Genomic DNA, 25,432 nt, shown 5'->3' with positions numbered 1-25,432 from the left:
GCTAAACTCCGACCGGGCGCGGGCCGCCGGTCGCCCAGTCTAGCAGTTCGACGGTGTGAACCATCGTTGCGCCACCTGACGCGAGGTGGCTGATGCAGCCGATGTTGCCGGTGGCGACGATCGCGGCGCCGGTCCGGTCGATCGCGGCGAGCTTGCGGTCGCGCAGCCGGGTCGACAGTTCGGGCTGGAGGATGCTGTAAGTTCCCGCCGAGCCGCAGCAGATATGCCCCTCGCCGATCTCGCGGACCGCGAACCCCGCCGCGGCCAGCAACGCGCGCGGTTCTGCCGTAACCCGTTGCCCATGCTGCATCGAGCATGCCGAATGATAGGCGACTGCGGTGCCGGAGGCGATCACCGGGGGCTGGAGCCCGACCGTCGCCATGACCTCGGTGATGTCCTTCGCGAGTGCGGCGACACGGGCGGCGCGCGATTGCCATTCGGCGTCGCCAGCGAACAAGTGCCCGTAATCCTTTATCGTCGTGCCGCAACCCGAGGTCGTCACGACGATCGCATCGAGGCCCTTGGCGATCTCCAACTCCCACGCGAGGATATTGGCCTTGGCGAGGCGGCGCGCGTCGTCGGACTTGCCCATGTGATGCGCCAGCGCGCCGCAGCAGCCGGTGCGGGCGATGACCACCTCGACGCCGTGACGCGTCATCAGGCGCACCGCGGCGTCGTCGATCGACGGCGCGAGGACCGGCTGGACGCACCCCGACAGCATCGCGACGCGGGCGACGCGCGGGCCGATCGCGGGGGAAACGCCGGGCCTGTCGGCGACGCCGCGGGGTGCGGCGCGGGCGGGGGCGGCGGCTGCCATCGCCTGGAGCTGGCGCGGCAGGACGCCGGCGAAGGGGCGGGTCAGGCGCGCCAGGCTTGTCGCGAAGCGAAAAATTCCGCGTCGGCTCAAGACGTTGGCGAGGAGGGAGCGGAGGAGGCGCTCGCCCGGCGGACGGCGGTAGGTCGCCTCGATATGCTCGCGGGCATGGTCGATCAGGTGCATGTAATCGACCCCCGACGGGCATGTCGTCGCGCAGCTCAGGCAGCTCAGGCAGCGGTCGATGTGCTTGACCGTCGACGGGGCCGGGGGCGCGTCCGACGCGAGCATGTCCTTGATCAGGACGATCCGACCGCGCGGGCTGTCGAGCTCGTCGCCAAGGAGGAGGTAGGTCGGGCAGGTCGCCGTGCAGAAGCCGCAATGGACGCACTTGCGGATGATGCCGGTCGCTTCGCGGGCTTCGGTTTGCGTCGTCATCTCAGGAGGTTGCCCATATCCGGCCGGGGTTGAGGACGCCGCCGGGATCGAACCGCTGGCGGACGCGATCGGACAATGCGGCGAGTGTTGGGGCAAGCGGCTGGAACGGCGCGACGGCGCAGCGGACGGCGTCGGGGGCGCGGACCAGCGTTGCATGGCCGTCGGCTCCGGCGGTCGCTGCGAGAGCGCCGCGTACCATCGCGGCATGGCCGTCGGCGGCATCGGGGAGAATCACCCAGACGAGGCCGCCGCCCCAATCGTAGAACCAGCGCGCGTTGCCGGGAGCGAGCGCGGCGGTGAAGGCGGCGGCGGTGGAGGGGGGCAGGACGACGCGCCAGACGATTTCGCCTGGCTTGGTGAAGCGTTCGATGCCCCCGATATCGCGCCAGATGGCCGCGACGTCGTGAATCGCCTCAGGGACGCCGAAATCACCCAATAGGTCCGTCAGATTTCGCGCATTTGCGGCCACCGCGACCGGAACGCCCGCAAGATGAAGCCGCGTCGCCGCGCGCACACGGTCCGCACATGCCCCGCACCCAGCGGGAACATGAGCAGCTGCCTGAAGCACCAATGGGCTGTTGAGTGCGCGGGTCATCGCCGTGATCGCCGCGCGGTCGTCGAGCCCGAACCACGTCAGCGTCGTCGCGGCGCGCGGCGCGGGGAGGATCTTGATCGTCACCTCGGTCAGGACCGCGAGAGTCCCGAGCGACCCGGCGAGCAGTTTCGGCAGGTCGTAGCCGGTGACATTCTTGATCACCTTGCCGCCTGCGGAGAAGTTTTCGCCGCGCCCGTTGACCGCCGCGAAGCCAAGGAAATGGTCGCGCGGTGCCCCCGCCGAGACGCGTCGCGAGCCGCCGAGGCCGAGGCCGAGCAGTCCGCCGAGGGTTCCGGCTCCCGGTTCGCCGCCCCACAACGGGGCGAGATCGGGGGGATCGAACGCGAGGTGTTGGCCGTGTCCGGCAACCAGCGCGGTGATTTCGGTGATCGGCGTTCCTGGGCGCGCGGTCAGGACGAGTTCGGCGGGATCGTAGTCGACGATGCCGCTGAGGCCCGACACATCGAGGACCGCGTCGGCATCGACCGGGCGGCCATAACCGCGGCGGCTGCCGGTGCCGACGACCTCGAGGCTCCGGCCCGCGGCATACGCTTCGCGCACCGCTTCGGCGACGGCGTCGGCGGTATCGGCATGGATCGTCGTCAAAAGCGCGGCAGCTCGGGGAAGCGCGTCGCGCCGCGATGGACGTGGACGCGGCCCATCTCGGCGCAGCGACACAGTTCGGGGAAGACCTTACCGGGGTTAAGCAAATTGCTGTCGTCGAACGCGCATTTGATCGCGGTCTGCTGCGCCAGATCGACGGCGGTGAACTGGCGGAGCATCAAGTCGCGCTTCTCGACACCGACGCCGTGCTCGCCTGTGAGGACCCCGCCGACGCGGACGCATTCCTCGAGGATCGCCGCGCCGACCGCCTCGGCGGCTTCGAGCTGGCCGGGGACGTCGCCGTCGTACAGGATCAGCGGGTGGAGGTTGCCGTCGCCGGCGTGGAAGACGTTTGCCACCGACAGCCCGCGCGCGGCGGCGATCCGCGTGATTGCAGTCAGGACGGCGGGCAGGGTGCGGCGCGGGATGGTCCCATCGACACAATAATAGTCCGACGCGATCCGCCCGACCGCGGGGAAGGCAGCCTTGCGCCCCGCCCAGAACAGGGTGCGTTCGATGTCGCTCGTCGATGCCTGGATCGTCGTCGCGCCGCCCACCAGCGCGAGCGTGTCGATCGTCGCGATCAGGTGATCGACTTCGGCCGGGGTGCCGTCGACCTCGACGATCATCAGCGCTTCGACGTCGAGCGGGTAGCCGGCGTGGACGAACGCCTCGGCGGCGTGGATCGCGGGGCGGTCCATGATCTCGATCGCCGCCGGGATGATGCCGTCGCCGATGATCGCCGCGACGCATTCGGCCGCCGCGACCATCGTCGGGAAGCCGAGGAGAAGCGCGCGCTGGCATTCGGGTTTCGGCAGGATGCGGACGGTGACCTCGGTGACGACGCCGAGCAACCCCTCCGACCCGCAGACGATGCCGAGCAAGTCGTAGCCGGCGCCGTCGAGCGCCTTGCCGCCGAGCCGGACGATCTCGCCGGTCATCAGGACGAGCTCGACGCCGAGCAGGTTGTTGCTTGTCATCCCGTACTTGAGACAGTGGACCCCGCCGGCGTTCTCGGCGACGTTGCCGCCGATCGAGCAGGCGATCTGGCTCGACGGGTCGGGGGCGTAATAGAAGCCGTCGCCCGCGACCGCGTGGCTGATCGCGAGGTTGGTGACGCCGGGCTGGACGACGGCGCAGCGGTTGGCGAGGTCGATGTCGAGGATGCGGTTGAACCGCCCGAGGCCGAGGACGATGCCGTCGGCGAGCGGCAGCGCGCCCCCCGACAACGACGTGCCCGACCCGCGCGGGACGACCTTGATCCCGACGGCGTGGCAATAGCTAAGGATCGCGGCGACGTCGGCGGTCGTGCGCGGCAGGACGACCGCGAGCGGCAGCTGGCTATATGCGGTGAGCCCGTCGCTGGCGTATGCCGCGAGCTCGGCGGGGTCGTCGATGACACCGTCGCTGACTTTGCGCAGGCCGCGGACCAGCGCGACACGGTCGGCGATCACGGCATCGTCGGGACACGGCATCTTCATCGCAGGCGGCAGGCTCCGGCTAATTAATCAATTCTGTATGCAGTTGGCGTCAAGCGGACAAGGGCTGCCGAAAGCGCCGACACTGTGTCAATGCAACGGCCTTAACGCCGTCACGGTACGGTTGGCGTCGGCACCACTGTATACTATACTCGGCGCATGACCGCGATGATCCCAATTGCCGATGCCACGCCGTCGACGCTGCGCAGCCATGTCGTTCGCAGGCTGCGTTCGGAAATCCTGTCGGGCAAGTACCGCCCCGGCGACCGCCTCAACGAGAGCCAGATCGCGCGCGAGTTCAACATAAGCCGGATTCCCGTGCGCGAGGCGCTGTCGCAGCTCCAGGAGCAGGGGCTGGTGATGAACCACGAGCGGCGCGGGATGTTCGTCATCAAGCTCGGCGACGACGAGGTCCAGCAGATCAACAGCCTGCGGATGGTGCTCGAGGCGGAGGCGATGCTGCTCGCGCGGGCGCGGATGACGCCGGCAATTCTTGCCGAACTGACCGCGCTGGTCGAGCAGATGGATGCGTGGGACGGACCGCTGCTCGACGCCGCCGACCTCGACCGGCGTTTCCACGCGGTGATCTGGCGCGCGAGCGGAAACCCGTATCTCGAACGCGCGCTCGACCAGCTGACGACCGCGCTGTTCGCCCACAAGGCGCTCGAACATTCGAGCCGCGAGATCCGGCGGTGGCGGCTCAATCATCATCGCGCTTTGCTCGACGTCGTCGCAAGCCCCGACGGCGGTGATCCGATGATGGCGCTGCTGACGCATCTGCGGATGGCGTATAGCGAGCCCGAGAAATTCTCGAGCCTCGCGGTGCGCTCGGCGCTGCCTGCCGCCGCCATTCCGGCGCGCGCGAAGGCGCCCGGCGCGATGCCCGCCTAACCTCCCAATCCGACTTACTCCAAGGAAACCCCATGAAATTGTTGCGTTACGGCCCGAAGGGGCAGGAGCGTTCGGGTATGCTCGACGCCGACGGCGGCATCCGCTGCCTCGCCGGGGTGATCGGCGATATCGATCCGGGCGTCCTCGGCACGGGGCTGGCGGCGCTCGCCGGGGTCGACGTCGCGAGCCTGCCGCGGGTCGATGCCGGAGTGCGCCTCGCCGAGCCGGTCGCGCGAGTCGGCAAGTTCATCTGCATCGGCCTCAACTACCGCGACCACGCCGCCGAATCGGGCCAGCCGGTTCCCACCGAGCCGATCATCTTCACCAAGGCGATCTCGGCGATCATCGGCCCGAACGACGACGTCGTCCTCCCGCCGACCTCGGCCAAGTCCGACTGGGAGGTCGAACTCGGCGTCGTCATCGGTAAGGAAGCTCGCTACGTTTCGGTCGAGGATGCGCTGGATCACGTCGCCGGGGTGTGCGTCGTCAACGACTTGTCCGAGCGCGAGTACCAGCTCGAACGCGGCGGGACGTGGGACAAGGGCAAGGGCTGCGACACCTTCGGGCCGTTCGGGCCGTACTTGGTCACGCTCGACGAGGCGGGCGACCTCAATGCGCTCGGCCTGTGGCTCGACGTCAATGGCGAGCGGATGCAGACCGGCAGCACGTCCGAACTGATCTTCGACGTGCCGTTCATCGTCAGCTACGTCAGCCGCTTCATGAGCCTCCAGCCGGGCGACATCATCAGCACCGGCACGCCTCCCGGAGTCGGCATGGGCAAGAAACCGCAGCGCTGGCTGACCGAGGGCGACGTGATCACCCTCGGCATCGACGGGCTCGGCGAGCAGCGGCAGGCGGTGCGGCGCTACGGGGCGTAGGTGCGCGGCCGGGCGGGCGGAACTGCAACCGGCCGGGGCTGGAAGACGGGGAGTCGTGTCGTCCCGATCTTGCCGATGATTGCTCTGATCCCTGCGGCGATCCCACCCGCATAGTCGAGCCTGCGGAAGCGCGGGATCATCGCGCCTGTGAGGAGTTGGTGGCACCACGCGTCGGGCAGGCTGGGTTCGAGGCCGTAGCCGACGCCGATCCGCACTTTGCGATCGGAGGCGACGACGAGGATGACGACTCCGTCGCTATATTTCCTGCGCCCGACGCCCGAGTCGTTGCCCAGTTGCGTCGTGAACGCCTTGATATCCTGTCCATGAAGCGACGGCACCGTGACGACGACCATCTCGTGCCCGGTCGCTTGCTTCCACGCCGCGAGCTGCCGGGTCAGCCGAGCTCGATCGGGGCAGGGAGTACGTGCGCGTCATCGGTGGCCCAGCCCGCGAGGACGAGGGCCGGGCGCGCGGCTGCCGGTCCGCTCGAGACGAAGGCGAGCAGCGCGAGGAGCAGGGGGATTTTTGTCATTGCGGACGGTGGTGCGGGGGCGGGCCTGTGGTCAACTGTCGGCACGGGGCCGAAACAATAACCCGAACAATAATTGTCATCCCCGCGAAAGCGGGGACCCAAGGTCACTGAGGGTGGCGACTTTGGGTCCCTGCTTTCGCGAGGATGACAGTCATAAAAGGGTGGGCACCCGTCAGTGAACCGCGAACCCGATGCGCGGTTACCCCCTAAAGGCTCATGCCGCCGTCGATGACGATGTTCGCGCCCGACATGAAGCGTGCCTCATCGCTCGCGAGCAGCACGGCGATCTCGGCGATTTCCGCCGGGGTGCCGAGGCGGCCCATCGGCTGGCGGGCGACGAATGCGGCGCGGGTCGCGGCGAGGTCTCCCGCCGCGCTCATCCGCTCGGCGAGTGACGGGCTGTCGACCGTCCCCGGGCTAATCGCGTTGCAGCGGACCCCGTCGGCGATGAAGTCGCGCGCGACCGACATCGTCAGCCCGATCACCGCCGCCTTCGACGTCGCGTAGGCGAAGCGGTTCGGCGCGGCTTTCACCGACGACACCACCGAGGCGATGTTGACGATCGACCCGGTGCCGCGCGCGCGCATCGGCGGGAGGAAGGCGCGGATCGTCGTCATCATCGAGACGACGTTGATGTCGAAGCTGCGCATCAGGTCGGCGGGATCGGCGTCGAGGATCGAGCCGTTCGCGACCCACCCCGCGCAGTTGACGAGGACATCGACGTCGTGGTGCGCGGCGGCGACGGCCCCGACTGCAGCGGCATCGGTGACGTCCATCGCCACCGCCGTGACGCCCTCGGCGGCAGCGATCGCGTCGGGGCGCAGGTCGGTCGCGATCACCCGCGCGCCTTCGCGGACGAACGCCGCGACGATCGCCGCGCCGATGCCCTGCGCCGCACCGGTCACGAGGCAGGTTTTCCCTTCGAGCCGTCCCATCGCCATCCCCTTACGCCGCGTACACGCCGTCGCCGCCGTCGACGCGGAGGACCTGGCCGCTGATGAACCCGCTTCGCCCGCCCGCGAGGAAGGCGACGACGCTGGCGATCTCGCTCGGCTGGGCATAGCGGTCGAGCGATGGCCCCTCGCCCATCATCCGCGGGTCGGTCGCGCGCGTTGCGAGGAAGCGCGCGCTCATCGTCGGCCCGGGGCTGACCGCGTTGATCCGGACGCCGGCGGCGCGGACCTCGAGCGCGAGGCAGCGGGTGTAATGGACGATCGCGGCCTTGGCGCAGCCGTAGATGACCTCGGGCGAGACCCCGTGATGGGCGTTAGTCGAGCCGAAGTTGACCACCGAACCGCGGTTGCGCGCGATCATTCCCGGCACGATCGCGCGGCACATGAGGACGGTGCCGATGAAGTTGCGCTGCATCACCGCGGTCGCGTCACTCAGGCTGATGTCGAGCGCGCCGTTGGGCGATGGCTTGGTCCCACCCGCGCCGATGTCGCCGCCGGCGCAGTTGATCAGGATCGACACCGGACCGAGCCGATCGGCGACGTCGGCGGCGATCCGCGCCACGCTCGCCTCGTCGGAAATGTCACCGGTGACCGCGATCGTCCGGACCCCCGGGGTGACGAGAGCGGCGGCGACAGCGGTCAGGTTCGCACCCTCGCCGTATTGCGCTGGGGCATCCTCGCTGATGTCATGGATCGCGACGTCGGCGCCCTGCGCGATCAGCGCCTCGACGATCGTCCGCCCGAGACCGCGCCCCGATCCGGTTACGAGCGCGACGTGCCCGGTCAATTCCCCCAATGCTTTTCCCCTTCTGCATACAGGACGGCAAGCAGCGCAATCGGTGTATCAGCGCCTCTCAATAGGCAGCGCGATGGCTGATTGACAAGCAACATATTGCATTTAGTATACAGACACCGATTACGAGTTCCGTAGATGACCGTCGGCGGTTGGGGAGACGATGTGCGCGACGGGAACAACCAGACGGTATCGGCGCGACGATTTTGAAGCCGACCCGCGTCCGCTACGGGGTCGTCGGCTTCGCGCTGTCGCTGGCGATCCTGTCGTATGTCCAGCGCGTCGCGATCTCGCAGGCGGCGGGGCCGATCTCGGCCGAACTTCATTTGTCGAAGCAGCAAATGGGGCTCGTCTTCGGGGCCTTCGGCCTGTCGTACGCGCTGTTCGAAATTCCGATGGGGCTGCTCGGCGACCGGCTCGGCGCGCGGCGGGTGCTCGCGCAGATCGTCCTCGCGTGGTCGGTTTTCACCGCGCTGACCGGGGCGGCGTGGAATGTCGGCTCATTATGGGTCATCCGCTTCCTGTTCGGCGCAGGCGAGGCGGGGTGCTTCCCCAATCTGACGCGGATGCTCAGCCAGTGGCTCCCGGCCGGCGAGCGCGTCCGTGCACAGGCATTGATGTGGGCGTGCGCGCGCTGGGGCGGCGCGGTGACGCCGCCGCTGGCGCTGCTCGCGATCAACCTGTTCGGCTGGCGGTGGAGCTTCGTGGCCTTCGCCGCGCTCGGCGTCGTCTGGTGCCTCGCCTTCCTTAGCTGGTTCACCGACAGCCCCGCCGACCATCCGCGCGTCAATGCCGCCGAGCGCGACCTGCTCCGCGATTCGCACGCGCTCGTCTCGCACGAGCTGCCGCAGCGCTGGTACCGCGTCATCCTTCAGCCGCAGGTCGCGCTGCTGATGCTCCAGTATTTCGCCTTCTCGTACGTCTGGTATTTCTACATCACGTGGCTGCCGTCGTACCTTCGCGAGGCGCGCGGGCTGAGTGCGGCGGCGTCGGCGGGTTACGCGGTGCTGCCGCTGCTCGCGGGCGGGTTCGGCTCAATCGTCAGCGGCAGCCTGCCGTTGCGCTGGTCGCGCCGGGTTATTGCGTTCGCCGGTTTCGCCGCGACCGCCGTCCTGCTGCTGTTCGTCCCGCATGTCGCGAGCGTCCAGGGCGCGATGGCGCTGATGGCGGCTGCGAGCTTCGCCAGCGACCTGACGATGCCAATTTCGTGGAACACCTGCGTCGAGATCGGCCGCCGCTATACCGCAACCGTCGCCGCGTCGATGAACATGCTCGGCAACCTCGCGGGGTTCGTCGCGCCGGTCGCGGGGGGAATGATCCTCGAGCGGACCGGAGGGAACTGGGCGCTGCTGATCTACACGATGGCGGGGTTCGCCGCGATATCCGCGCTGTGTTGGCTGTTCATCGACCCGGCGCGCGCCGAAAAGCGGGCTCCGGTGCTGCCGATCGAGGCCGCGCCGCAACTATGACTGGAGCACCATGAAGATCGACCTGAGCGGACGGACGGCGGTGATCGTCGGGGCGAGCGGCGGCCTCGGCGTCGCAATGGCGCACGCGCTCGCTGACGCGGGGGCGGCGATCGCGCTCGTCGCGCGCAACCGTGCCAAGCTCGACGTGCTTGCTGTTGATCTGACCGCCAAGGGCGCAAGTGCCGCCGCGTTTACCGCCGACGTCACCGACGAGGGCGACGTCGCGCGGATGGCGGCCGAGGTGCAGACGCGCTTCGGCCATCCGCAGATCCTGATCAACAGCGCGGGGATCAACATCCGCAAGAACCTCGTCGACTTCAGCCTCGCCGAGTTCCGCAGCGTCGTCGATTCGAGCCTGATCTCGACCTTCCTCGCGTGCCGCGCCTTCGTGCCCGGCATGATGGGGACGGGCTATGGCCGGATCATCAACCTGACCTCGATCATGGCGCACGTCTCGCTGCCGGGGCGGACGGCGTATTCGTCGGCAAAATCGTCGCTGCTTGGCCTGACCCGCGCGCTCGCGCTCGAACTCGCGGGAGAGGGGATCACCGTCAACGGCATCAGCCCGGGACCGTTCGGCACCGAGATGAACGCGCCGGTGATGAACGATCCCGTCGCCAACGCGCAATTCCTCGCGAGCCTGCCGGTTGGGCGCTGGGGCAAGGTCGAGGAGATCGGCGCGCTCGCGACCTACCTCTGCTCCGACCTCGCGGGGTTCGCGACCGGAAGCGACATCATGATCGATGGCGGCTGGACCGTCCGCTGATTCTGGGAGAGAGACGATGATCCGTAAGCTGGCTTTCGCGGCGACGCTGCTGCTCTCTACACCGCTGTTTGCGCAGGTGCCGGTCGAGGCGACGATGGCGGTGCCGCGGGTGCCGGGGCAGAACCCGAACGGGATGCACATCTACATCCGCGCCGGGTTGAAGACGCACCTCGCCGGCCAGCACGACTATCCGCAGTTCCTCGCCGACTGGAGCAAGCTGTTGACCGCGAAGGGAGCGGTCGTCGACGGCTCGCTCCATGCACCATCGGCGGAGGAGCTGGCGACGACCGACGTGTTGATCCTCGACCGCGGCGACACCGGCTTCACGACCCCGGTCGAGCGCGCTGCGCTCCAGGCCTACGTCAAGCGCGGCGGCGGCATCGTCGTCCTCCACGACGCCGAATGCGGCCCCGACCCCGCCGACATGGCGAGCCTCGTCGGCGCGGGGAAGAAGCACGGCGAGAAGAATTATACGCTCGAGGCGTCGGTCCCGTACACGATCGTCGACCGCGCCAACCCGATCATGGCGGGGATGACCGACCTGACGCTGACCGACGAGGCGTTCTTCAAGATGACGTGGGCGACGAACCCCGCGCCGCATATCCTCGCCACCGCGATCGTCGCCGACACGCCGAGCGCGGCGGGGCATGCGGGGGAGGTCGCGCCGCAGATCTGGACGTACGAGCACACGCTCCCGGGGGGCAAGCCCGCGCGCGCCTTCGTCTGGATGCAGGGGCATATCTACGCGAACTATGCCAACCCGCAGATCCAGGCGATGCTGCTGCGCGGGATCGCCTGGGCGGCGGGCAAGCCGGTCGACACGCTCGTCGACTATAAACCCGCGCCGCGTCCTGCTGGTTGAGCCGATGATTCGCCGCCTAATCTTCGTCACCGGTGTCGCGCTGACCGCCGCAGTCGCGGTCAGCCAGCCGGTGCCAACCCCGCCGCCTGCGGCTGCGTCGCTCGATGACGCCGGCGGAGCGGTCAAGCCGCGGCGGGGCCAGTCGGCGCAGGCGACGCGCGAGTTCCTCGGCCTCGGCGTCGCCCCCGATGCGGCGGCGGCGAAGCGCGGTGCGCCCATCTATGCGGCGAATTGCGCGGGGTGCCATGGGGCCGAGGCGCGCGGCGGGATCGGGCCGAGCCTGATCTATTCGAACCAGGTCCTCGACGACGATCACGGCGAGAAGCTCGTCGGGTTCCTGAAAGTCGGGCGTCCTGAAAAGGGCATGCCGTCGTTCGCCGAGTCGACCCCGCAGGAACTGACCGACATCGCCGAATTCCTCCATCTGCAGGTCGAGGCGTACGCCAACCGCGGCACCTACGAGAACAAGAACAACATCCTGACCGGCGACGTCCGGCGCGGCGCGGCGTATTTCGCGGCGAACTGCACCGCGTGCCACTCGGCAAGCGGCGACCTTAAGGGCATCGGCGCCCGGCTGCGCCCGCTCGACCTCCAGCGCACCCTGATCGTGCCGACACGCGAGGATCATCTGACGCGGGCGGTCACCGCTACGGTGACGAGCGCGGGGACCACGATGACGGGCCGCGTCGTCAAGATCGACGATTTCGAGGTGGTGATCACCGATGCCGCCGGGGCGACGCACACGATCGAACGCGGCCCCGGGGTCGCCGTTGCCCTGACCGACCCGCTCGCGTGGCACAAGGCGTTTGCGACGCGCGTCAAGGACCGCGAGATGACCGACCTCACCACCTATCTGGCGTCGTTCAAGTGATCGCGCGCTTCGCCGCCATGCTGCTGCTCGCCGCCGGAGCCAATGCCGCCGGGCTCGACCCGGCGACGCTCGGCAGCCCGCCGACCGACCAGTGGCCGACGCACCACGGCGACTATAGCGCGCGCCGCTATTCGCCGCTCAAGCAGGTCGACGAACAGACCGTCGGCGGGCTGGCGGTGGCGTGGTCGGCGCGCTTCAACGACATCGGAGCGCAGCGCGGGGCGCCGTCGCCGGTGGTCAAGGGCACCCCGCTGATGATCGGCGGTGTCCTCTACATGACCCTTCCCGACTTCGTTTTCGCGGTCGACGCGCACACCGGGAAGCGGCTGTGGACCTACCGCTGGACCGACAAGGGCGGGCATCTCGTGGCCAATCGCGGGGTCGGGATGTACCGCAACTGGCTGTATTTCATGGGCCCCGACAATTGGGTGATCTGCCTCGACGCGACGACCGGCAAGGAGCGCTGGCGCAAGGAGATCGCCGACGCGCGCAAGCAGTATTTCAGCACCTCCGCCCCGATCGTCGCCGGCCATCACGTCCTCGTCGGGGTCGGCGGCGACGCGATGGACATTCGCGGCTTTTTGAAAAGCCTCGATCCCGACACCGGCGAGGAGCAATGGACCTTTTACACCACCCCCGGCGCAGGCGAGCCCGGGGTCGAGACGTGGCCCGACGCGGCGACTTCGCTCCACGGCGGCGGGGGCACATGGATGCCGGGATCGTACGATCCGGCGCTCGGGCTGATCTATTGGGGCACCGGCAACGCCAACCCGGTCTATGCCGGGCAGGGTCGGCCGGGCGACAACCTGTACACCGCGTCGATCGTCGCGCTCGACGTCGAGACCGGCAAACTGCGCTGGCATTTCCAGCCGATGCCGCACGACACCCACGACTATGACGGGACCGAGATCCCGGTGCTGTTCGACCGCGTCGTCGACGGCAAACCTCGCAAATTGCTCGCCTTCGGGGCGCGCAACGGCTGGTACGTCACGCTTGACCGGATCACCGGCAAGGCACTCGTGTCGATGCCGTACATGGACGGCCTGCGCTGGGTGAAGGGGATCAATCCCAAGACCCGCGAGCCGATTTCCGACCGCGACAACGACCCCAAGGTCACCGGGTCGATCGGCAACAGCAACCCGACCAACTGGTACAACCCGGCATACAGCGAGATCAGCAAGCTCTTCTATATCAACACCGTCCGCGGCTTCGGCATCTATTACCTGCTCGACACCAGCCCGAAGCCCGCGGGCTACAGCGGCACCGTCGCCGGGGTCGGCGAGACTCAGCGCGTCCTGCTCGCGATCGATCCGCTGACCGGCAAGCACGCATGGGAGCATGTCTACCCGAGCGTCGGCAGCGCCGGAACGACGGTCGGCCCGGGGCTGATGGCGACCGCGGGCAACCTCGTCTTCACCGGCGACGACCAGAAAAATCTGATCGCGTATCGCGCGACCGACGGCGCGATCCTGTGGCACTACAAGGCGACCGCGAACCAGTCGAACGGGCCGATCAGCTATTTGCTCGACGGCAAGCAATATGTCGTGATGGCGGCTGGCGACACGCTCTACGCGCTGGCGCTCCCTGCGGGCGGAGCGGCGGCGGCACCGTGAGGCAGACCCTCTCCGCGCTCGCGCTGCTGTTCGCGAGCGCGGCGACCGCCCAGACTCCGCCGGTGCCGATCGCGCAGGTCCAGCCGCAGACGATCCGCCAGATCAAGCCGACCCTCTACGTCGTCGAGGGTGCGGGCGGGAATTCGACGGTGTGGGTCAGCGACCACGGCTTCATCCTCGTCGACGACAAGATCGCCGGGGCCGCCAATTTCGACAATCTCGTCGCGGCGATCCGCTCGGTGACGCCGCTGCCGGTGCGCGCGGTGTTCAACACCCACCATCACTTCGACCATGTCGGAAACAACGCCGCCTTCCTCGCCGCCGGGGTTCCGGTGATCGGCACCGACGCGCTCGCCGCCGCGCTGGCGAAGACCCCCGGCGCCGCGCCCCCCGACCTCGTCTTCGACCACGACTTCTCGATCGTCCTCGATACCGGCCGCGCCGACGCGCATCACTACCGCCCCGGGCATACCGGCGACGATGCGATCGTCTATTTCCCCGCGGTCAAGGCGGTCGCGATCGGCGGGCTCGCGGTCACGAGAACGCCGACTTTTGACTATGAGGGCGGGGCGAATATCGCTGGCTGGATCGCCACACTCGACGATGTCCTCAAGCTCGACTTCGACACCGCGATCCCCGGGCGCGGGCCGCCGATGACCAAGGCCGACATCCGCGCCTTCCGAGACCGGCTGGCGACGTTCCGCGGCCGGGCGCAGGCGGCGGTGCGGGGCGGGGCGACCAAGGCGACGTTGATGTCGGCGATCCGGGTCGACGATCTCGGCTGGGCACGGCACGCCGAATGGCCGGCGGCGCGGGTCGACGGACTGTGGACCGAAGCGGGAGGCAGATGATGCGGCGGGTTTTAGTTCTAGCGGCGTTCGCGCTCGTCACCGGTTTCGACCAGCCGCCGCCGCAGCGCGTCTTCGTCTCCGATGAAACCGGCAACCGCGTCGTCGTCTTCGATCCCGTCACGAAGAAGGTCGTCGCCAGCATCGACGCCGGCCGTCGTCCGCGCGGCATCCGGCTGTCGCCCGACGGCAAGTCGCTCTACGTCGCGGTCTCGGGGTCGGCGATCGGTGGCCCCGGGGTCGACGAGAGCAAGCTGCCCCCCGCCGACCACGCCGCCGACGGCATCGCCGTGATCGACACCGCGACCCTGAAGGTGCTCCGCGTCCTCCGCGCCGGGACCGACCCCGAGACGTTCGACGTCAGCCCCGACGGCAAGACGCTGTTCGTGTCGAACGAGGATGCCTCGACGGTGTCGGCGGTCGACGTCGCGGGCAAGCTGCACAGCCGCAGCGGCAAGGTTGGCGACCAGCCCGAGGGCGTCGCCGTCACCCGCGATGGCAGGCGCGTCTTCGTCGCGTGCGAGGGGGCCGACCAGGTGGTGATGCTCGACGCGGCGACGTTGAAGCAACGCGGCGCGGTCACGATCGCCGGGCGCACCCGCGGGCTGCTCGCGTCGGCGGACGGGAAATTCATCTACGTCACGGTCGAATTCGGCGGCAAGCTCGGCGTGCTCGACGCGGCCGACGGGCATCTGATCCGCGTCGTCGACCTTGCGCGCGGCGACGACAAGCTCCGCCCGATGGGCATGGCCGAGGCCCCCGACGGCAAGACGCTGTTCGTCACGACCGGGCGCGGCGGTGCGGTGCTCGAGGTCGATCCGTCGAAAGGGGAGATCGTCCGCCGGATCGACGGCGTCGGCGCGCGGCTGTGGGGCATCGCGCGGAGCGGCGGGAGCCTCGTCACCGCGAACGGCCCGTCGGGCGAGATCAGCGTAATCGACCGGGCAACGGGGAAAGTCGCCGCGCGGTACAAGGTCGGCGTCGGGCCGTGGGGCGTCGCCGCGCGCTGAGGCCGGGGGGAATTGAGCTGTCCTACACCCTGCCTGAAGGCATAGCGTCGCCCATTCGAATCGCCACCGGGCGAGGGGAGGGTACGTTTCTCGTCGTGATCGTCACGCGCGTCGGATTAATGTGACGTAATATTCTCATAGTTTGCGAAGATGAGACGCAAGTTCCAAGATGCGTTTAGTGTTACCCTCTGTTACCTTAGCTGCGTTGGCGTCGTTCTCGCCGCTCACAAATCGGAAGCTCACACAAGGCCGTCATCACCGCGAAGGCGGGGACCCATCACCCACATTGTCGGGGTGATGGGTCCCTGCCTTCGCGGGGATGACGAATTAGGAAGTGCGCTGTTCGGAGTGCGCTGTTCTGAGGGGTCGGCACACTGGCGGCTAGCAGCCCCCGACCCCCGCTACCCTCAGAACTTGAACCGCACCCCGCCCGCAACATACCGCCCGACGACATCGTACTGCGACTGGAACGATGGGTAGAACTCGGTCGGCTGGGCATTGACCTGCGGAGCGAAGGCGAACTTGTCGGTCAGGTTCTGCGCGGTCAGGTACAGCGTGATCGCATGGTTGGCGACCTTCATGTCGTACGAGATATTGGCATTGAGGTACGCGATCGCGGGCAGGCGGTTGTTGACGTAGAACTGGGTCGGCACCAGCGAGTAATGCAGGACGCCGATATATTGGACGTCCGCCCCGAAGCTCAGCGGGCCCTCGGTGAACTGCGCCGACACGGTGAACTTGTGGTTCGGCACGCCGGTTCCGGCGACCCCGGCGTTCTCGACCGGCAGGCTCTTGGGCCCGGCGGTCGACGTCAGCCGCGGCGTGTAGTTGCCGATCAGCCGCAGGTCGAGCTGCGCCGGATCGTCGTACAGCATACTGCCGAGGTGGATTCGGTAGTTGACCTCGTAATCTATCCCCTTGGTCACCAGCGACGCCTGGTTGAACGGCACCTGGCTGATGTTCGTCGGGAAATTGGCGATCGTGCGGTTGGCGAACGGGAACGGGCGGTTGATGAAGGCGCAGACCGCATCGGTGCCGCCACTGTCCTCGCAGCGCTGGTTGAGGTCTGTCGTGCTCAGCCGGGTGATCTGGTCCTTGATCTTGATGTAGAAGTAATCGACCGAGACGCTGAAGCCCGGCAGGAAAGTCGGCTGCCACACCCCGCCGACCGTCAGCGTCCGCGCGACCTCGGGCTTCAGCTGCGGATTGCCCTGCGTCAGCGTGATCGTGTTGGTGTTGAGGTTGGTGTGAATGTCGTTGAACAGCCCGCGGGTCGACGACACCCCGGCGAACAGCTCATACAGCGTCGGCGCGCGGATATCCTGCGAATAGGTCCCGCGGAAGCGAAGCTGCTCGACCGGAGTCCACGATGCGCCGCCCTTCCACGCCCAGATCCCGCCGGTGACGCTATAGTTGGTGTAGCGCGCGGCAGCGTTGAGATCGAGGCTGCGGAACAGCGGCTTGTCGCGGAGGATCGGGACCGCGACCTCGGCAAAGCCCTCCTCGACCGACTCGCTGCCGTTGGCCTTGCCGACGTTCGTGCTGTTGAAGGTCAGGTTGTACGGGCTCGTCTGGGCGCGCAGCCCGGTCAGGTCGATCGGGACCGATGGGTCGTTATTGCTCGACTCGTTGAGGCTCTGGTGGCGGAATTCGCCCCCAATCGCGATGTTGACCGTCCCCGCCGGCAAGTCGAATAGCCCGCCGCTGACCGAGACCGCGGCGTCGTCCTGCTTGGTCTTGACCCGGAAGGTCGAGTCGCGCTCGAAATAAGCGTACGACGCCTTCGACGGCGAGCCGTTGCCGAACAGGTTCCACGGCACGCACCCGTCCTGCAGCCCCGGATTGGTGATCGTGATACGGCAGACGATGTTGCCCTGCGGACCGCGGACGGCATCGAGCGCGGCGAACCAGTTCGATTGGTAGAAGTTACCCGAGTGGCGCGTCTTGAGGTCGGACTCGCCGTGCGAATAATTGACGTTCCACTTGAAATCGCCGAACAATTTGCCGTTGAGCCCGGTCAGGATCGTCAGCGCGCTGTTGTTGGTATAGGCGACCTTGGGCGTCTGGTCGGCCTCGACTCGGCCGCCGACGAAGCTGTTGACCCCCTGCGCGAGCATCGCGTCGCGGAAACTCGTCGGCAGGAAGGCGTTGTCGGCGAAGATCTGGAACGACCCGAGCTGGGTGCCCGACGCGACCGTCACATAGCGGGTGAAGGCGTCGGTATAGCTGCCCTGGACGAAGCCGTGGATGTCCGACCCGAAGTCGTAATCGGCGCGGCCGAACCCCTGCTTGGTGTTGACGAGGCTGGTCAGCGTCGTCCCGAAGGTGACCGCGGTGTCGGCACCGCCGATGTTGTAGTTGGTCGTGCCGGTGGGCGTGCCGAGGTCGGCCTTGTGGTAGCCCCCGTTGGCGTCGAACGTCGTACCGTTGAGGGTGAACGGCACCGTCGCTCCGGCGGCGTTGCGCGCCGACTGGACGAGGGTGCCATAGGTGCCGTTGGCGATCCGGACGTTGAAGTTGGGTGTATACGGATTGGTCGCCGAGCCGTTGCCGGTCTCGACCCAGCCGCCGCCGAAGTTGCCGCCGAACGGGCGCTGGTCGTTGGTCGTGATGCCTGGCTGGTAGAACAGGTCGAAGCTCGCCTCGACGTGGAGGCGGTTGTCGAGGAAGCTCGTGCCCGCCGCGAGGCCGAACTTGACCTGGTGATCGTCGCCGCGGCCCGAGATGCCGTATTGCGCCGAGCCCTTGAGGCCCTCGAATTTCTTGTCGAGGATGAAGTTGACGACCCCCGCGACCGCGTCGGAGCCATATGCCGCCGATGCGCCGCCGGTGACGACGTCGACCCGCTGGACGAGCGACTGCGGAATGATGTTGGCGTCGACGGTGCCGTCGAAGCTCGTCGGCGGCAGGCGCTGGCCGTCGAGCAGGAGTAAGGTCTCGATCGCCCCGAGCCGCCGCAGGTTGAGGTAGTTGCCCGCGCTCGGCGTCCCCGCCTGCGAACTCGTCACGTTGGCGCCGGCGGTCGCGGTGAACTGCGGCAGCTTGGCGAGGCCGGCAGCGAGGCTCTCGGGGGCTTTCTTGAGCAACTCGGTCGCGCTGATGACGGTGACCGGGGTCGGTGCCGAATAGCCGTTCGCGACGATCCGCGAGCCGGTGACGACGATGTCGCCCTCGGCCGTGTCCTTCGATCCACTGTCCGCTGTCGCCGCCGGGGCGCGTCCGCTCGATTCGAGCTGGCCGGCGGCGGTCGCGGCGGGGGTCGTCGCGTCGCCCGGGGTCGCAGTCGGGGCTGGCTGGCCGATCGCTGCTCCCGACGGTCCCGGACCCGCCGGAATCGCAACGGTCTGTGCGCTCGCCATCCCTGGGGCGCAACTCGCCAGCAGCAACGCGACACGCCGGGCATCGATGGCCATGATTTTCCTCCCCCAAATATCAGACGACGGGCCGTTATCCGGCCTCGATTGTCAGAACGTGAATACTGTATGCAGTTCCGCTTTTCACCTTGTCAATCCGTAGCGTACATTCGATTGCGGGCGTTGCCGCGATACATCACAAGGGGGGTCGTTAAGGGCGGGAGACAGACATGCGCGGGTTGCACGCCATCGCGGGCGCATTGCTTACAGTCGCAGCGGCACCCCTGCCTGCGGCCGACTTCGTCGTCATCCGCCAAACTCTTGACGTCGATCGCCCGGTCGATGTCGCGTGGCCCCGCGTCGGCGGCTATTGCGCGATCGCCGATTGGCTGAAGGTCACCTGCGAGTACACGCGTGGGAGCGGTGACGTCGGCACGGTACGTCGCCTCAACGCAGCGATCATCGAGGTGATGGTCGCGCAGACGCCCTACTCGTATACCTATCTCCAGACCGACGGGACGATGGCGGCGACGCGCTATCATGGCACGCTCGCGGCCGAGGCGGCGGGGTCGCGAACGCGGCTCGTCTACACTTTGGTCTACGATCAGGCCGCGCTAACGCCCGATGCGCTCCGCGCCTCCGAACATGCCCGGCTTGAGGCTCGCTTCGGCGGGGCGCTCGCGGCGATGAAGTCATTGATCGAAGCCAGATGAGCGTGCGGGCATGGTGACTGGTCTCAAGCTCAAGGCGCAGTTCGTCAGCGGTAGCGAATTCGCGATCGGCCCAGGCAAGGCCGCACTGCTCGCCGCGATTGCGTCAACGGGGTCGATCTCGGCGGCTGGCCGGGCGCTCGGGCTGAGCTATCGGCGGACGTGGCTGATGGTCGACACGATGAACCGCTGCTGGCGCGAGCCGCTGGTCGCAACCGCGCACGGCGGCAATCGTGGTGGGGGTGCCACGCTGACCGTGCTCGGAGAGACTATCCTGCAGCGATATCGCGACCTCGATGCGGCGCTGTCGGATGCGGCGGCGGGTCCGGCCGCGGCATTGCTCGCCGACCTGCTCGACGTGCCGCGACCGCCGAAGGGTTGATGCCGGACTGCGTAAACGATTTGCCGATTGCAGTCCTCGTTGTATCCGGCGACATACGTCGCGGAACGAACGCCCTTGTCTCGGCCCGGAGTAGATCGATGCACGCTTTGGTCCGCTACGCGCCGTCCGAACAGCAAGCGGACATGCTCAGGCCGTCATGAACCTCGTCGTCGCGACGACCGTCGAGCTTGCGCTCGTCACAACTGTCCTGCTCCTCCTGCTGGCGACGCCGCTGGCGTGGTGGCTGGCGCGGTCGCGAACGGGGTGGAAGGAGATTGCCGGGGCGCTGTCGGCGTTGCCGCTCGTTCTGCCGCCGACGGTGATCGGATTCTATGTCCTCGTCGCGCTCGGCCCGGCCAGTCCGCTGATGACGCTGCTCCACCCATTCGGCATCCGCTCGCTCGCCTTCACCTTTACCGGCCTCGTCATCGGCTCGATCTTCTACTCGCTCCCCTTCGCCGTCCAGCCGCTGCGGACCGCGTTCGAGGGCATCGGCGACGCAGCCCTCGATCTGGCCGCGACGATGGGGGCGGGGCCGCTCGACCGCTTCGTCACGACCGCGCTGCCGCTCGCCCGGCGCGGCTTCGTCTCGGCGGGCATCCTCGTCTTCGCCCACACGATCGGCGAATTCGGCGTCGTGTTGATGATCGGCGGCGCGATCCCCGGGCGGACCGAGGTGCTGTCGACCCGGATCTACAGCCTCGTCGAAAGCCTTCAGTTCGGCGCGGCGCACATCATTGCGGGGGCGTTGACGCTGTTTGCCTTCGTCACATTGCTCGCCCTGCTGCTCGTCGAACGGCGTCTCGGCGGGGTCCGTCCGTGATTGAGGCGGCGTTCACCGACCGGCTCGGCCCCGACTTCGCCCTCGACGTCGCCTTCGCCGTCCCATCGATTGGGGTCACCGCGCTGCTCGGCGCATCGGGGTCGGGCAAAACCAGCGTCCTGCGCGCGCTCGCCGGACTCGACTGCCGTCGCGGGACGCTGAGCGTCGACGGCAAGGTCTGGCAGAGCGCGACGGCGTTCGTCCCCGCGCACCGGCGGCGCATCGGCTATGTGCCGCAGACGCAGGGGCTGCTCCCGCACCTGACCGTCGGCGGCAACCTCCACTACGCCGCGCGTCGCGCCGGGGCGGTGGGCGACCGCGCCGATATCGTCGCGCGGACCGGCATCGCCAACCTGCTCGACCGTCGCCCGAAGTCGCTGTCGGGGGGCGAAGCGCAGCGCGCGTCGGTCGCGCGGGCGCTGCTTGGCCAGCCGCAAATGCTGCTGATGGACGAGCCGCTGTCGGCGCTCGATACCGCAGCGCGTGCTACGATGCTCGACCTTCTCGAAGGCGTCTTCGCCGCCGCGGCGATCCCGGTGTTCTATGTCACCCACGACGCCGCCGAAGCCGAGCGGCTGGCGGCGCGCACGATCCGGCTCGACCGCGGGCGCGTCGTGGCGGTATAGGGCGCGACCAACGGCGAAGGTGATCCCCCGAGTTGAGTGCCACCTACACCCTCGATACGTCGACCAGCCGGGCGACGCCGACGCCAGCGCCTATGAAACGGCTGACGGTGCCACAGATCGCCAAGCGCAAGGGTGGCGCGCCGATCGTCATGCTCACCGCTTATACCGCACGGATGGCGCAGCTGCTCGACCCGCATTGCGACCTGCTGCTGGTGGGCGACAGTCTGGGGCAGGTCATCTACGGCCTCGACACGACGGTCCGCGTGACGCTCGACATGATGTGTGCCCATGGCGCGGCGGTGGTGCGGGGATCGTACCACGCCGTCGTCATCGTCGACCTGCCGTTCGGCAGCTACGAGGAATGTCCCGAAATTGCATTCCGCTCGGCGGCGCGGGTAATGGCGGAGACCGGCGCGGCGGGGGTCAAGCTCGAGGGCGGCGTCGCGATGGCGCCGACCGTCGCCTTCCTCGCCCAACGCGGCGTGCCGGTGATCGGCCATGTCGGGCTGACCCCGCAGGCGGTCAACGTGCTCGGCGGCTACGGCGCGCGCGGTAAGAGCGACGCCGAATTCGCCAAGATTACCGACGACGCCAAGGCGATCGCCGACGCCGGCGCCTTCGCGCTTGTCGTCGAGGGCGTCGTCGAACCGCTCGCCCGCGCGATCACTTCGGCCGTCGCCTGCCCGACGATCGGCATCGGCGCGTCGCCCGCGTGCGACGGGCAGGTTCTCGTCGTCGACGACATGCTCGGGATGTTCGAGCGCACGCCGCGTTTCGTCCGCCGCTTCGACGACCTCGCTGTGCGGATCGACAGCGCAGCTGCGGCCTATGCCGCTGCCGTTCGCGAGCGGAGTTTCCCGGGCACCGAGCAGCTGTATGGGGCCCCCGCCTAACGCTTTGCGCTATCACGGGTGCGTCGCTATGGTCCGCCGCGCTTTCACTGGAGACTGACTTGGCGAAACCTGACGTGCGCGACGAAGCGTTCCTCCGCGAGGTCGACGACGAATATCGCCGTTCGCAGTTCGTCGGCTTCTGGCAGCGCTATGGCCGAATGCTGGCGATCGGCATCGTCGTCTTCCTCGTCGCGCTCGCGGCGTTCCTCTTCTGGCGGCAGGACCGGGCGCGTCGCGCCGGCGAGACCGGTGAACGGTTCAACCTCGCCTTGACGCAGGTCGAGGCGGGCAACTTCACCGGCGCGTCGGCGGTCTTCGCCGATCTCGCGAAGTCGGGCACGCCGGGCTATCGCGCATTGGCGCAGCTGATGCAGGCGGCGACCGCGGTCCAGTCGGGCGACATCCCCAAGGGCCTGACGATCTACCGCGCCATTTCGGCCGACACCGCGATCGCCAAGCCGTTCCGCGACCTCGCGACGATCAAGGCGACGCGGCTCGAATACGACACGCTCGCACCCGCGACGGTAATCGAGCGGTTGAAGCCGTACAGCGTCCCCGGCGACCCATGGTTTGCCGTCGCCGCCGAGATGACCGGCATCGCCGAATTGAAGCTCAATCACCCCGATCGCGCGGCGCCGTTGTTCGTCGCGATCGTTCGCGACCAGCAGTCGCCGCCGTCGATCCGCAACCGGGCGGCGCAGCTTGCGATCGCGCTCGGGACCGATCCCGCGAGCCTCATCGTTTCCCGAACTTCGACCAGCGGACTTGCCAAATAATGTCGCGTAACCCGATTATCACGTTGCTGGTCACCGCCGCGCTCGTCCCGGCGCTGTCGTCGTGCAGCATCTTCAAGCCGAGCAAGCCGAAAACGCCGACGACCGGTCCGCGCATCGCCGTGCTCGATTCGGAGACCAAGGCCACCGTCGATCCCGAGCTCAAGGATCTCGCCGTCGTCCTGCCGCCGCCAGCGGTCAACGCCGACTGGCCGCAGCCGGGCGGATCACCGGCAAAGTCGATGGGCCAGCTCGCGCTTCCCGATACGCTGTCGCAGGCATGGGTCGCACAGATCGGCAAGGGCAGCACCGCCACCCGTCGCCTCAATGCCGCGCCGGTCGTCGCCGGCGGCCGCATCTTCACGATGGACACGAGCGGCGACGTCAGTGCTTTCGATATCGCGACGGGCCGCAAGCAGTGGTCGGCAACGCTCAGCTACAAGAAGAAGGACAATGCTGCGTTCGGCGGCGGCGTCAGCGTCGCCGACGGCAAGGTCTATGCCACGACCGGCTTCGGCGTCGCCGCCGCGTTCGACGCCAATTCGGGCACCGTCGTTTGGCGCAAGGAACTGACGACGCCGTTTCGCGGCGCGCCGACCGTCGCCGGGGGGCGCGTCTATGCGCTGACGCAGGACAACCAGCTGTTCGCGCTGGCAGGCGATACCGGCAACACGCTGTGGACCGTCTCGGGCACGATCGAGGTTTCGGGCACGCTCAGTGGCGGTGCCCCCGCGGTCGCGCTCGACACCGTCGTCGTTGGTTATTCGAGCGGCGAGCTCAACGCGCTGCGCGTCGAGAACGGCCGGACGGTGTGGGCCGACGCGCTTGCCCGGACGGGCCGGACGACCGCGCTCAACGCGCTGACCGACATCGACGCCTCGCCGGTGATCGACAAGGGCCGCGTCTTCGCCATCGGCCACGGCGGGCGCATCGCGGCGCTCGAACTCGCCACCGGCCAGCGGGTGTGGGAGCGCAACTTCGCCGGCGTCAACACGCCGTGGGTCGCGGGTGACTTCATCTACCTCGTCACGCTCGACGGCGAGCTCGTCTGCCTGACGCGCGGCGAGGGCAAGGTCAAATGGGTCCGCCAGCTGCCGCATTACGCCAACCCGGCGAAGAAGACCGGCGCTTATGCTTGGTCCGGCCCGGTCCTCGCGTCCGACCGGTTGCTCGTCGCCGGGTCGAACCGGACCCTCGTGTCGGTGTCGCCGTATACCGGCAAGCTGATCTCGTCGGTCAAGCTCAAGCGCCCGGCGTATTTGCCCCCGATCGTCGCGGGTAACATGGTCTTCCTGATGACCGACGACGGCAAGCTGACCGCGTACCGCTAATGTCGGCCGGAGCGGCGAAAAGCGAGTATTTCGCCGGGCTCGACCTGCTCCGCTTCGCCGCCGCCGGCCTCGTCATCGCCGATCACTTCGGACTCTACGCCTGGGCTTACCCCTCGGCGACCGGACCGGCGCGCGACGCCGCGTTCGGCTTTCTCGAACCGATGTCGGCGATCGGCTCGATCGGCGTCGAGATCTTCTTCCTGATCTCGGGCTTCGTCATCGCGGCGAGCGCGGTCGGCAGCACACCCAACGACTTTGCGCTGCGCCGCGCGATCCGGGTATTCCCCGCGTTGTGGATCAGCGGCCTCGTCGCGGGCGTCGCGATGCTGTCGACCGGTGCCCCGCTGTCGTCGGTCGCCGCCGACTATGCCCGCTATGCCGTGCTCTCGCCGGTCGGGCCGTACATCGACGGCGTCGTCTGGACGCTGATCGTCGAGGCGGTGTTCTATGCACTGATCTATGCGGTGTTGTGGCGCGGGGGGACCGCCACCTTCGGCCGCGTCGCCAAGGTCCTCGGCGTCCTCAGCGCGCTGTACCTGATCGCGCTCGTCGCAGCTGAAAGCACGCCCGGCTCTGCTGCCGCGCACCTCGCCAGCCTCCTCGGCCGCTTTCCATTTAAAGTCTTCCTCCTCCGCCACGGCGTCCTGTTCGCGGTCGGCATGCTGATCTGGAGCGGCTTCGACCGCGGCTTCACCCGGTCCGGCAACGGCTGGATCGCGGTGCTGCTCGTCTTCTGCTCGCTCGAAATCTGCATCGACCGCCCCGGCCTCGCCGCGAACCTCGTCAGCCTCGCTTTATGGTGGGTGTCGCTCGGGGTGCTGCTGGTCAGCGTCGCGCGCAGCGGCTGGATCAAGCGCTACCCGCGCCAGGTGCCCATGATCCGCCGCCTTGGGCGCCTCAGCTACCCGGTCTACCTCAACCATTATACGCTCGGCCTCGTCGTCGTGCCCGCGCTCGCCGCGCTCGGGTGGTCGCGCCCGCTGGTGTTCGTCGTTGCACTGGCGATCGTGTTGCTCGTCAGCAGCCTGATCATGGCCTACCCCGAACGCATGCTCCAGACCGCGCTCAAGAACGCCATGCGCGGCTGGCACAACCGCCGCGAGGTCGCCGCGACGACGCCGTGACCG

25 protein-coding genes are annotated in these 25,432 nt (G+C 68.1%); 17 read left to right on the top strand and 8 right to left on the bottom strand.

All coding sequences use genetic code 11. From position 1 onward, the window contains the following. Nucleotide 1 precedes the first annotated feature (1 nt). The 3 genes from glcF to KZX46_RS19595 are packed head-to-tail and all read right to left on the bottom strand — an operon-like array spanning nucleotide 2 to nucleotide 3,931. Complete coding sequence (gene glcF, locus KZX46_RS19605) at nucleotides 2-1,252, bottom strand: glycolate oxidase subunit GlcF (protein WP_219775361.1); 1,251 nt, start codon at nucleotides 1,250-1,252, stop codon at nucleotides 2-4. 1 nt (nucleotide 1,253) lies between these two features. Then, nucleotides 1,254-2,453, bottom strand: a complete 1,200-nt coding sequence (locus tag KZX46_RS19600) for an FAD-binding protein (protein ID WP_219775360.1) — start codon at nucleotides 2,451-2,453, stop codon at nucleotides 1,254-1,256. Continuing rightward, a complete protein-coding gene (locus KZX46_RS19595; protein WP_219775359.1) occupies nucleotides 2,450-3,931 on the bottom strand; it encodes an FAD-linked oxidase C-terminal domain-containing protein in 1,482 nt (493 codons plus the stop codon). Before KZX46_RS19595 ends, KZX46_RS19600 begins: the two co-directional genes overlap by 4 nt. Before the next feature lie 156 nt (nucleotides 3,932-4,087). On the opposite strand from KZX46_RS19595, the gene KZX46_RS19590 reads away from it, so the two are divergent. Continuing rightward, entirely contained in the window at nucleotides 4,088-4,819 is a 732-nt protein-coding gene (locus KZX46_RS19590) for a GntR family transcriptional regulator (protein ID WP_219775358.1), read from the top strand. Nucleotides 4,820-4,851: 32 nt separating this feature from the next. After that, nucleotides 4,852-5,697 carry a fumarylacetoacetate hydrolase family protein gene (locus KZX46_RS19585; RefSeq protein ID WP_219775357.1) on the top strand — a complete coding sequence of 282 codons (846 nt, stop codon included), beginning with the start codon at nucleotides 4,852-4,854 and terminating at the stop codon, nucleotides 5,695-5,697. On the opposite strand, the gene KZX46_RS19580 is transcribed toward KZX46_RS19585, so the two are convergent. From KZX46_RS19580 to KZX46_RS19565, 4 genes are all read right to left on the bottom strand, one after another. Beyond that, nucleotides 5,685-6,050, bottom strand: a complete 366-nt coding sequence (locus KZX46_RS19580; protein WP_255615170.1) for a TPM domain-containing protein — start codon at nucleotides 6,048-6,050, stop codon at nucleotides 5,685-5,687. The genes KZX46_RS19585 and KZX46_RS19580 overlap by 13 nt on opposite strands. Nucleotides 6,051-6,091: 41 nt before the next feature. Next, on the bottom strand, nucleotides 6,092-6,229 hold the full coding sequence (locus KZX46_RS19575) for a hypothetical protein (RefSeq protein ID WP_219775356.1): 138 nt from the start codon (nucleotides 6,227-6,229) through the stop codon (nucleotides 6,092-6,094). A 206-nt stretch (nucleotides 6,230-6,435) separates the two neighbouring features. Further along, a complete protein-coding gene (locus KZX46_RS19570) occupies nucleotides 6,436-7,164 on the bottom strand; it encodes an SDR family oxidoreductase (protein ID WP_219775355.1) in 729 nt (242 codons plus the stop codon). A gap of 10 nt (nucleotides 7,165-7,174) precedes the next feature. Continuing rightward, the gene (locus KZX46_RS19565) at nucleotides 7,175-7,978 is read right to left on the bottom strand and encodes an SDR family NAD(P)-dependent oxidoreductase (RefSeq protein ID WP_219775354.1); all 804 of its coding nucleotides are present in this window, start codon (nucleotides 7,976-7,978) and stop codon (nucleotides 7,175-7,177) included. Nucleotides 7,979-8,181: 203 nt separating this feature from the next. On the opposite strand from KZX46_RS19565, the gene KZX46_RS19560 reads away from it, so the two are divergent. Genes KZX46_RS19560 through KZX46_RS19530 form a run of 7 tightly spaced genes read left to right on the top strand, consistent with a single transcriptional unit; the run spans nucleotide 8,182 to nucleotide 15,414 of the window. Continuing rightward, nucleotides 8,182-9,444 (top strand): MFS transporter, encoded by a 1,263-nt coding sequence (locus KZX46_RS19560; RefSeq protein ID WP_219775353.1) that lies wholly within the window; start codon nucleotides 8,182-8,184, stop codon nucleotides 9,442-9,444. Between the two features lie 10 nt (nucleotides 9,445-9,454). After that, nucleotides 9,455-10,210, top strand: coding sequence for an SDR family NAD(P)-dependent oxidoreductase (locus KZX46_RS19555; RefSeq protein ID WP_219775352.1), 756 nt, complete (start codon nucleotides 9,455-9,457; stop codon nucleotides 10,208-10,210). A 16-nt stretch (nucleotides 10,211-10,226) separates the two neighbouring features. Continuing rightward, nucleotides 10,227-11,072 carry a ThuA domain-containing protein gene (locus KZX46_RS19550; RefSeq protein ID WP_219775351.1) on the top strand — a complete coding sequence of 282 codons (846 nt, stop codon included), beginning with the start codon at nucleotides 10,227-10,229 and terminating at the stop codon, nucleotides 11,070-11,072. A 4-nt stretch (nucleotides 11,073-11,076) separates the two neighbouring features. Then, nucleotides 11,077-11,943, top strand: a complete 867-nt coding sequence (locus tag KZX46_RS19545) for a c-type cytochrome (RefSeq protein WP_219775350.1) — start codon at nucleotides 11,077-11,079, stop codon at nucleotides 11,941-11,943. Next, on the top strand, nucleotides 11,940-13,556 hold the full coding sequence (locus KZX46_RS19540) for a PQQ-binding-like beta-propeller repeat protein (protein WP_219775349.1): 1,617 nt from the start codon (nucleotides 11,940-11,942) through the stop codon (nucleotides 13,554-13,556). The genes KZX46_RS19545 and KZX46_RS19540 overlap by 4 nt, the downstream gene beginning before the upstream one ends. Continuing rightward, a complete protein-coding gene (locus tag KZX46_RS19535; RefSeq protein ID WP_219775348.1) occupies nucleotides 13,553-14,407 on the top strand; it encodes an MBL fold metallo-hydrolase in 855 nt (284 codons plus the stop codon). The genes KZX46_RS19540 and KZX46_RS19535 overlap by 4 nt, the downstream gene beginning before the upstream one ends. Further along, on the top strand, nucleotides 14,407-15,414 hold the full coding sequence (locus KZX46_RS19530) for a beta-propeller fold lactonase family protein (RefSeq protein WP_219775347.1): 1,008 nt from the start codon (nucleotides 14,407-14,409) through the stop codon (nucleotides 15,412-15,414). Before KZX46_RS19535 ends, KZX46_RS19530 begins: the two co-directional genes overlap by 1 nt. Nucleotides 15,415-15,821: 407 nt before the next feature. On the opposite strand, the gene KZX46_RS19525 is transcribed toward KZX46_RS19530, so the two are convergent. Continuing rightward, entirely contained in the window at nucleotides 15,822-18,827 is a 3,006-nt protein-coding gene (locus KZX46_RS19525) for a TonB-dependent receptor domain-containing protein (RefSeq protein ID WP_219775346.1), read from the bottom strand. Between the two features lie 170 nt (nucleotides 18,828-18,997). On the opposite strand from KZX46_RS19525, the gene KZX46_RS19520 reads away from it, so the two are divergent. From KZX46_RS19520 to KZX46_RS19485, 8 genes are all read left to right on the top strand, one after another. After that, complete coding sequence (locus KZX46_RS19520; protein ID WP_219775345.1) at nucleotides 18,998-19,480, top strand: SRPBCC family protein; 483 nt, start codon at nucleotides 18,998-19,000, stop codon at nucleotides 19,478-19,480. A 10-nt stretch (nucleotides 19,481-19,490) separates the two neighbouring features. Further along, nucleotides 19,491-19,859, top strand: coding sequence for a winged helix-turn-helix domain-containing protein (locus tag KZX46_RS19515; protein ID WP_219775344.1), 369 nt, complete (start codon nucleotides 19,491-19,493; stop codon nucleotides 19,857-19,859). Between the two features lie 157 nt (nucleotides 19,860-20,016). Then, complete coding sequence (gene modB / locus KZX46_RS19510) at nucleotides 20,017-20,682, top strand: molybdate ABC transporter permease subunit (RefSeq protein WP_219775343.1); 666 nt, start codon at nucleotides 20,017-20,019, stop codon at nucleotides 20,680-20,682. Continuing rightward, complete coding sequence (locus KZX46_RS19505; protein ID WP_219775342.1) at nucleotides 20,679-21,308, top strand: ATP-binding cassette domain-containing protein; 630 nt, start codon at nucleotides 20,679-20,681, stop codon at nucleotides 21,306-21,308. Before modB ends, KZX46_RS19505 begins: the two co-directional genes overlap by 4 nt. Nucleotides 21,309-21,340: 32 nt before the next feature. Then, nucleotides 21,341-22,201 carry a 3-methyl-2-oxobutanoate hydroxymethyltransferase gene (gene panB, locus KZX46_RS19500; protein ID WP_219775341.1) on the top strand — a complete coding sequence of 287 codons (861 nt, stop codon included), beginning with the start codon at nucleotides 21,341-21,343 and terminating at the stop codon, nucleotides 22,199-22,201. A gap of 59 nt (nucleotides 22,202-22,260) precedes the next feature. Next, nucleotides 22,261-22,977, top strand: a complete 717-nt coding sequence (locus KZX46_RS19495; protein ID WP_219775340.1) for a tetratricopeptide repeat protein — start codon at nucleotides 22,261-22,263, stop codon at nucleotides 22,975-22,977. Further along, nucleotides 22,977-24,305 carry a PQQ-like beta-propeller repeat protein gene (locus KZX46_RS19490; RefSeq protein ID WP_219775339.1) on the top strand — a complete coding sequence of 443 codons (1,329 nt, stop codon included), beginning with the start codon at nucleotides 22,977-22,979 and terminating at the stop codon, nucleotides 24,303-24,305. The genes KZX46_RS19495 and KZX46_RS19490 overlap by 1 nt, the downstream gene beginning before the upstream one ends. Continuing rightward, the gene (locus KZX46_RS19485; RefSeq protein WP_219775338.1) at nucleotides 24,305-25,429 is read left to right on the top strand and encodes an acyltransferase; all 1,125 of its coding nucleotides are present in this window, start codon (nucleotides 24,305-24,307) and stop codon (nucleotides 25,427-25,429) included. Before KZX46_RS19490 ends, KZX46_RS19485 begins: the two co-directional genes overlap by 1 nt. The last annotated feature ends 3 nt before the right edge of the window (nucleotides 25,430-25,432 follow it).

It is taken from the genome of Polymorphobacter sp. PAMC 29334 (genome assembly GCF_019431245.1).
Classification (GTDB): Bacteria; Pseudomonadota; Alphaproteobacteria; order Sphingomonadales; family Sphingomonadaceae; genus Polymorphobacter_B; species Polymorphobacter_B megasporae.
The sequence above is the reverse complement of the archived record's forward strand: the minus strand, read 5'-3'. Positions and strand labels throughout refer to the sequence as shown.

Bases quoted from the DNA above. Each gene is read 5' to 3' on its own strand.
- KZX46_RS19575 (WP_219775356.1), bottom strand. From the start codon at position 6,229: ATGACAAAAATCCCCCTGCTCCTCGCGCTGCTCGCCTTCGTCTCGAGC.
- KZX46_RS19525 (WP_219775346.1), bottom strand. From the start codon at position 18,827: ATGGCCATCGATGCCCGGCGTGTCGCGTTGCTGCTGGCGAGTTGCGCC.
- KZX46_RS19585 (WP_219775357.1), top strand. From the start codon at position 4,852: ATGAAATTGTTGCGTTACGGCCCGAAGGGGCAGGAGCGTTCGGGTATG.
- KZX46_RS19595 (WP_219775359.1), bottom strand. From the start codon at position 3,931: ATGAAGATGCCGTGTCCCGACGATGCCGTGATCGCCGACCGTGTCGCG.
- KZX46_RS19515 (WP_219775344.1), top strand. From the start codon at position 19,491: ATGGTGACTGGTCTCAAGCTCAAGGCGCAGTTCGTCAGCGGTAGCGAA.
- KZX46_RS19590 (WP_219775358.1), top strand. From the start codon at position 4,088: ATGACCGCGATGATCCCAATTGCCGATGCCACGCCGTCGACGCTGCGC.
- KZX46_RS19580 (WP_255615170.1), bottom strand. From the start codon at position 6,050: ATGGTCGTCGTCACGGTGCCGTCGCTTCATGGACAGGATATCAAGGCG.
- KZX46_RS19490 (WP_219775339.1), top strand. From the start codon at position 22,977: ATGTCGCGTAACCCGATTATCACGTTGCTGGTCACCGCCGCGCTCGTC.
- KZX46_RS19545 (WP_219775350.1), top strand. From the start codon at position 11,077: ATGATTCGCCGCCTAATCTTCGTCACCGGTGTCGCGCTGACCGCCGCA.
- KZX46_RS19530 (WP_219775347.1), top strand. From the start codon at position 14,407: ATGCGGCGGGTTTTAGTTCTAGCGGCGTTCGCGCTCGTCACCGGTTTC.
- KZX46_RS19520 (WP_219775345.1), top strand. From the start codon at position 18,998: ATGCGCGGGTTGCACGCCATCGCGGGCGCATTGCTTACAGTCGCAGCG.
- glcF (WP_219775361.1), bottom strand. From the start codon at position 1,252: ATGACGACGCAAACCGAAGCCCGCGAAGCGACCGGCATCATCCGCAAG.
- modB (WP_219775343.1), top strand. From the start codon at position 20,017: ATGAACCTCGTCGTCGCGACGACCGTCGAGCTTGCGCTCGTCACAACT.
- KZX46_RS19570 (WP_219775355.1), bottom strand. From the start codon at position 7,164: ATGGGACGGCTCGAAGGGAAAACCTGCCTCGTGACCGGTGCGGCGCAG.
- KZX46_RS19485 (WP_219775338.1), top strand. From the start codon at position 24,305: ATGTCGGCCGGAGCGGCGAAAAGCGAGTATTTCGCCGGGCTCGACCTG.
- KZX46_RS19550 (WP_219775351.1), top strand. From the start codon at position 10,227: ATGATCCGTAAGCTGGCTTTCGCGGCGACGCTGCTGCTCTCTACACCG.
- KZX46_RS19555 (WP_219775352.1), top strand. From the start codon at position 9,455: ATGAAGATCGACCTGAGCGGACGGACGGCGGTGATCGTCGGGGCGAGC.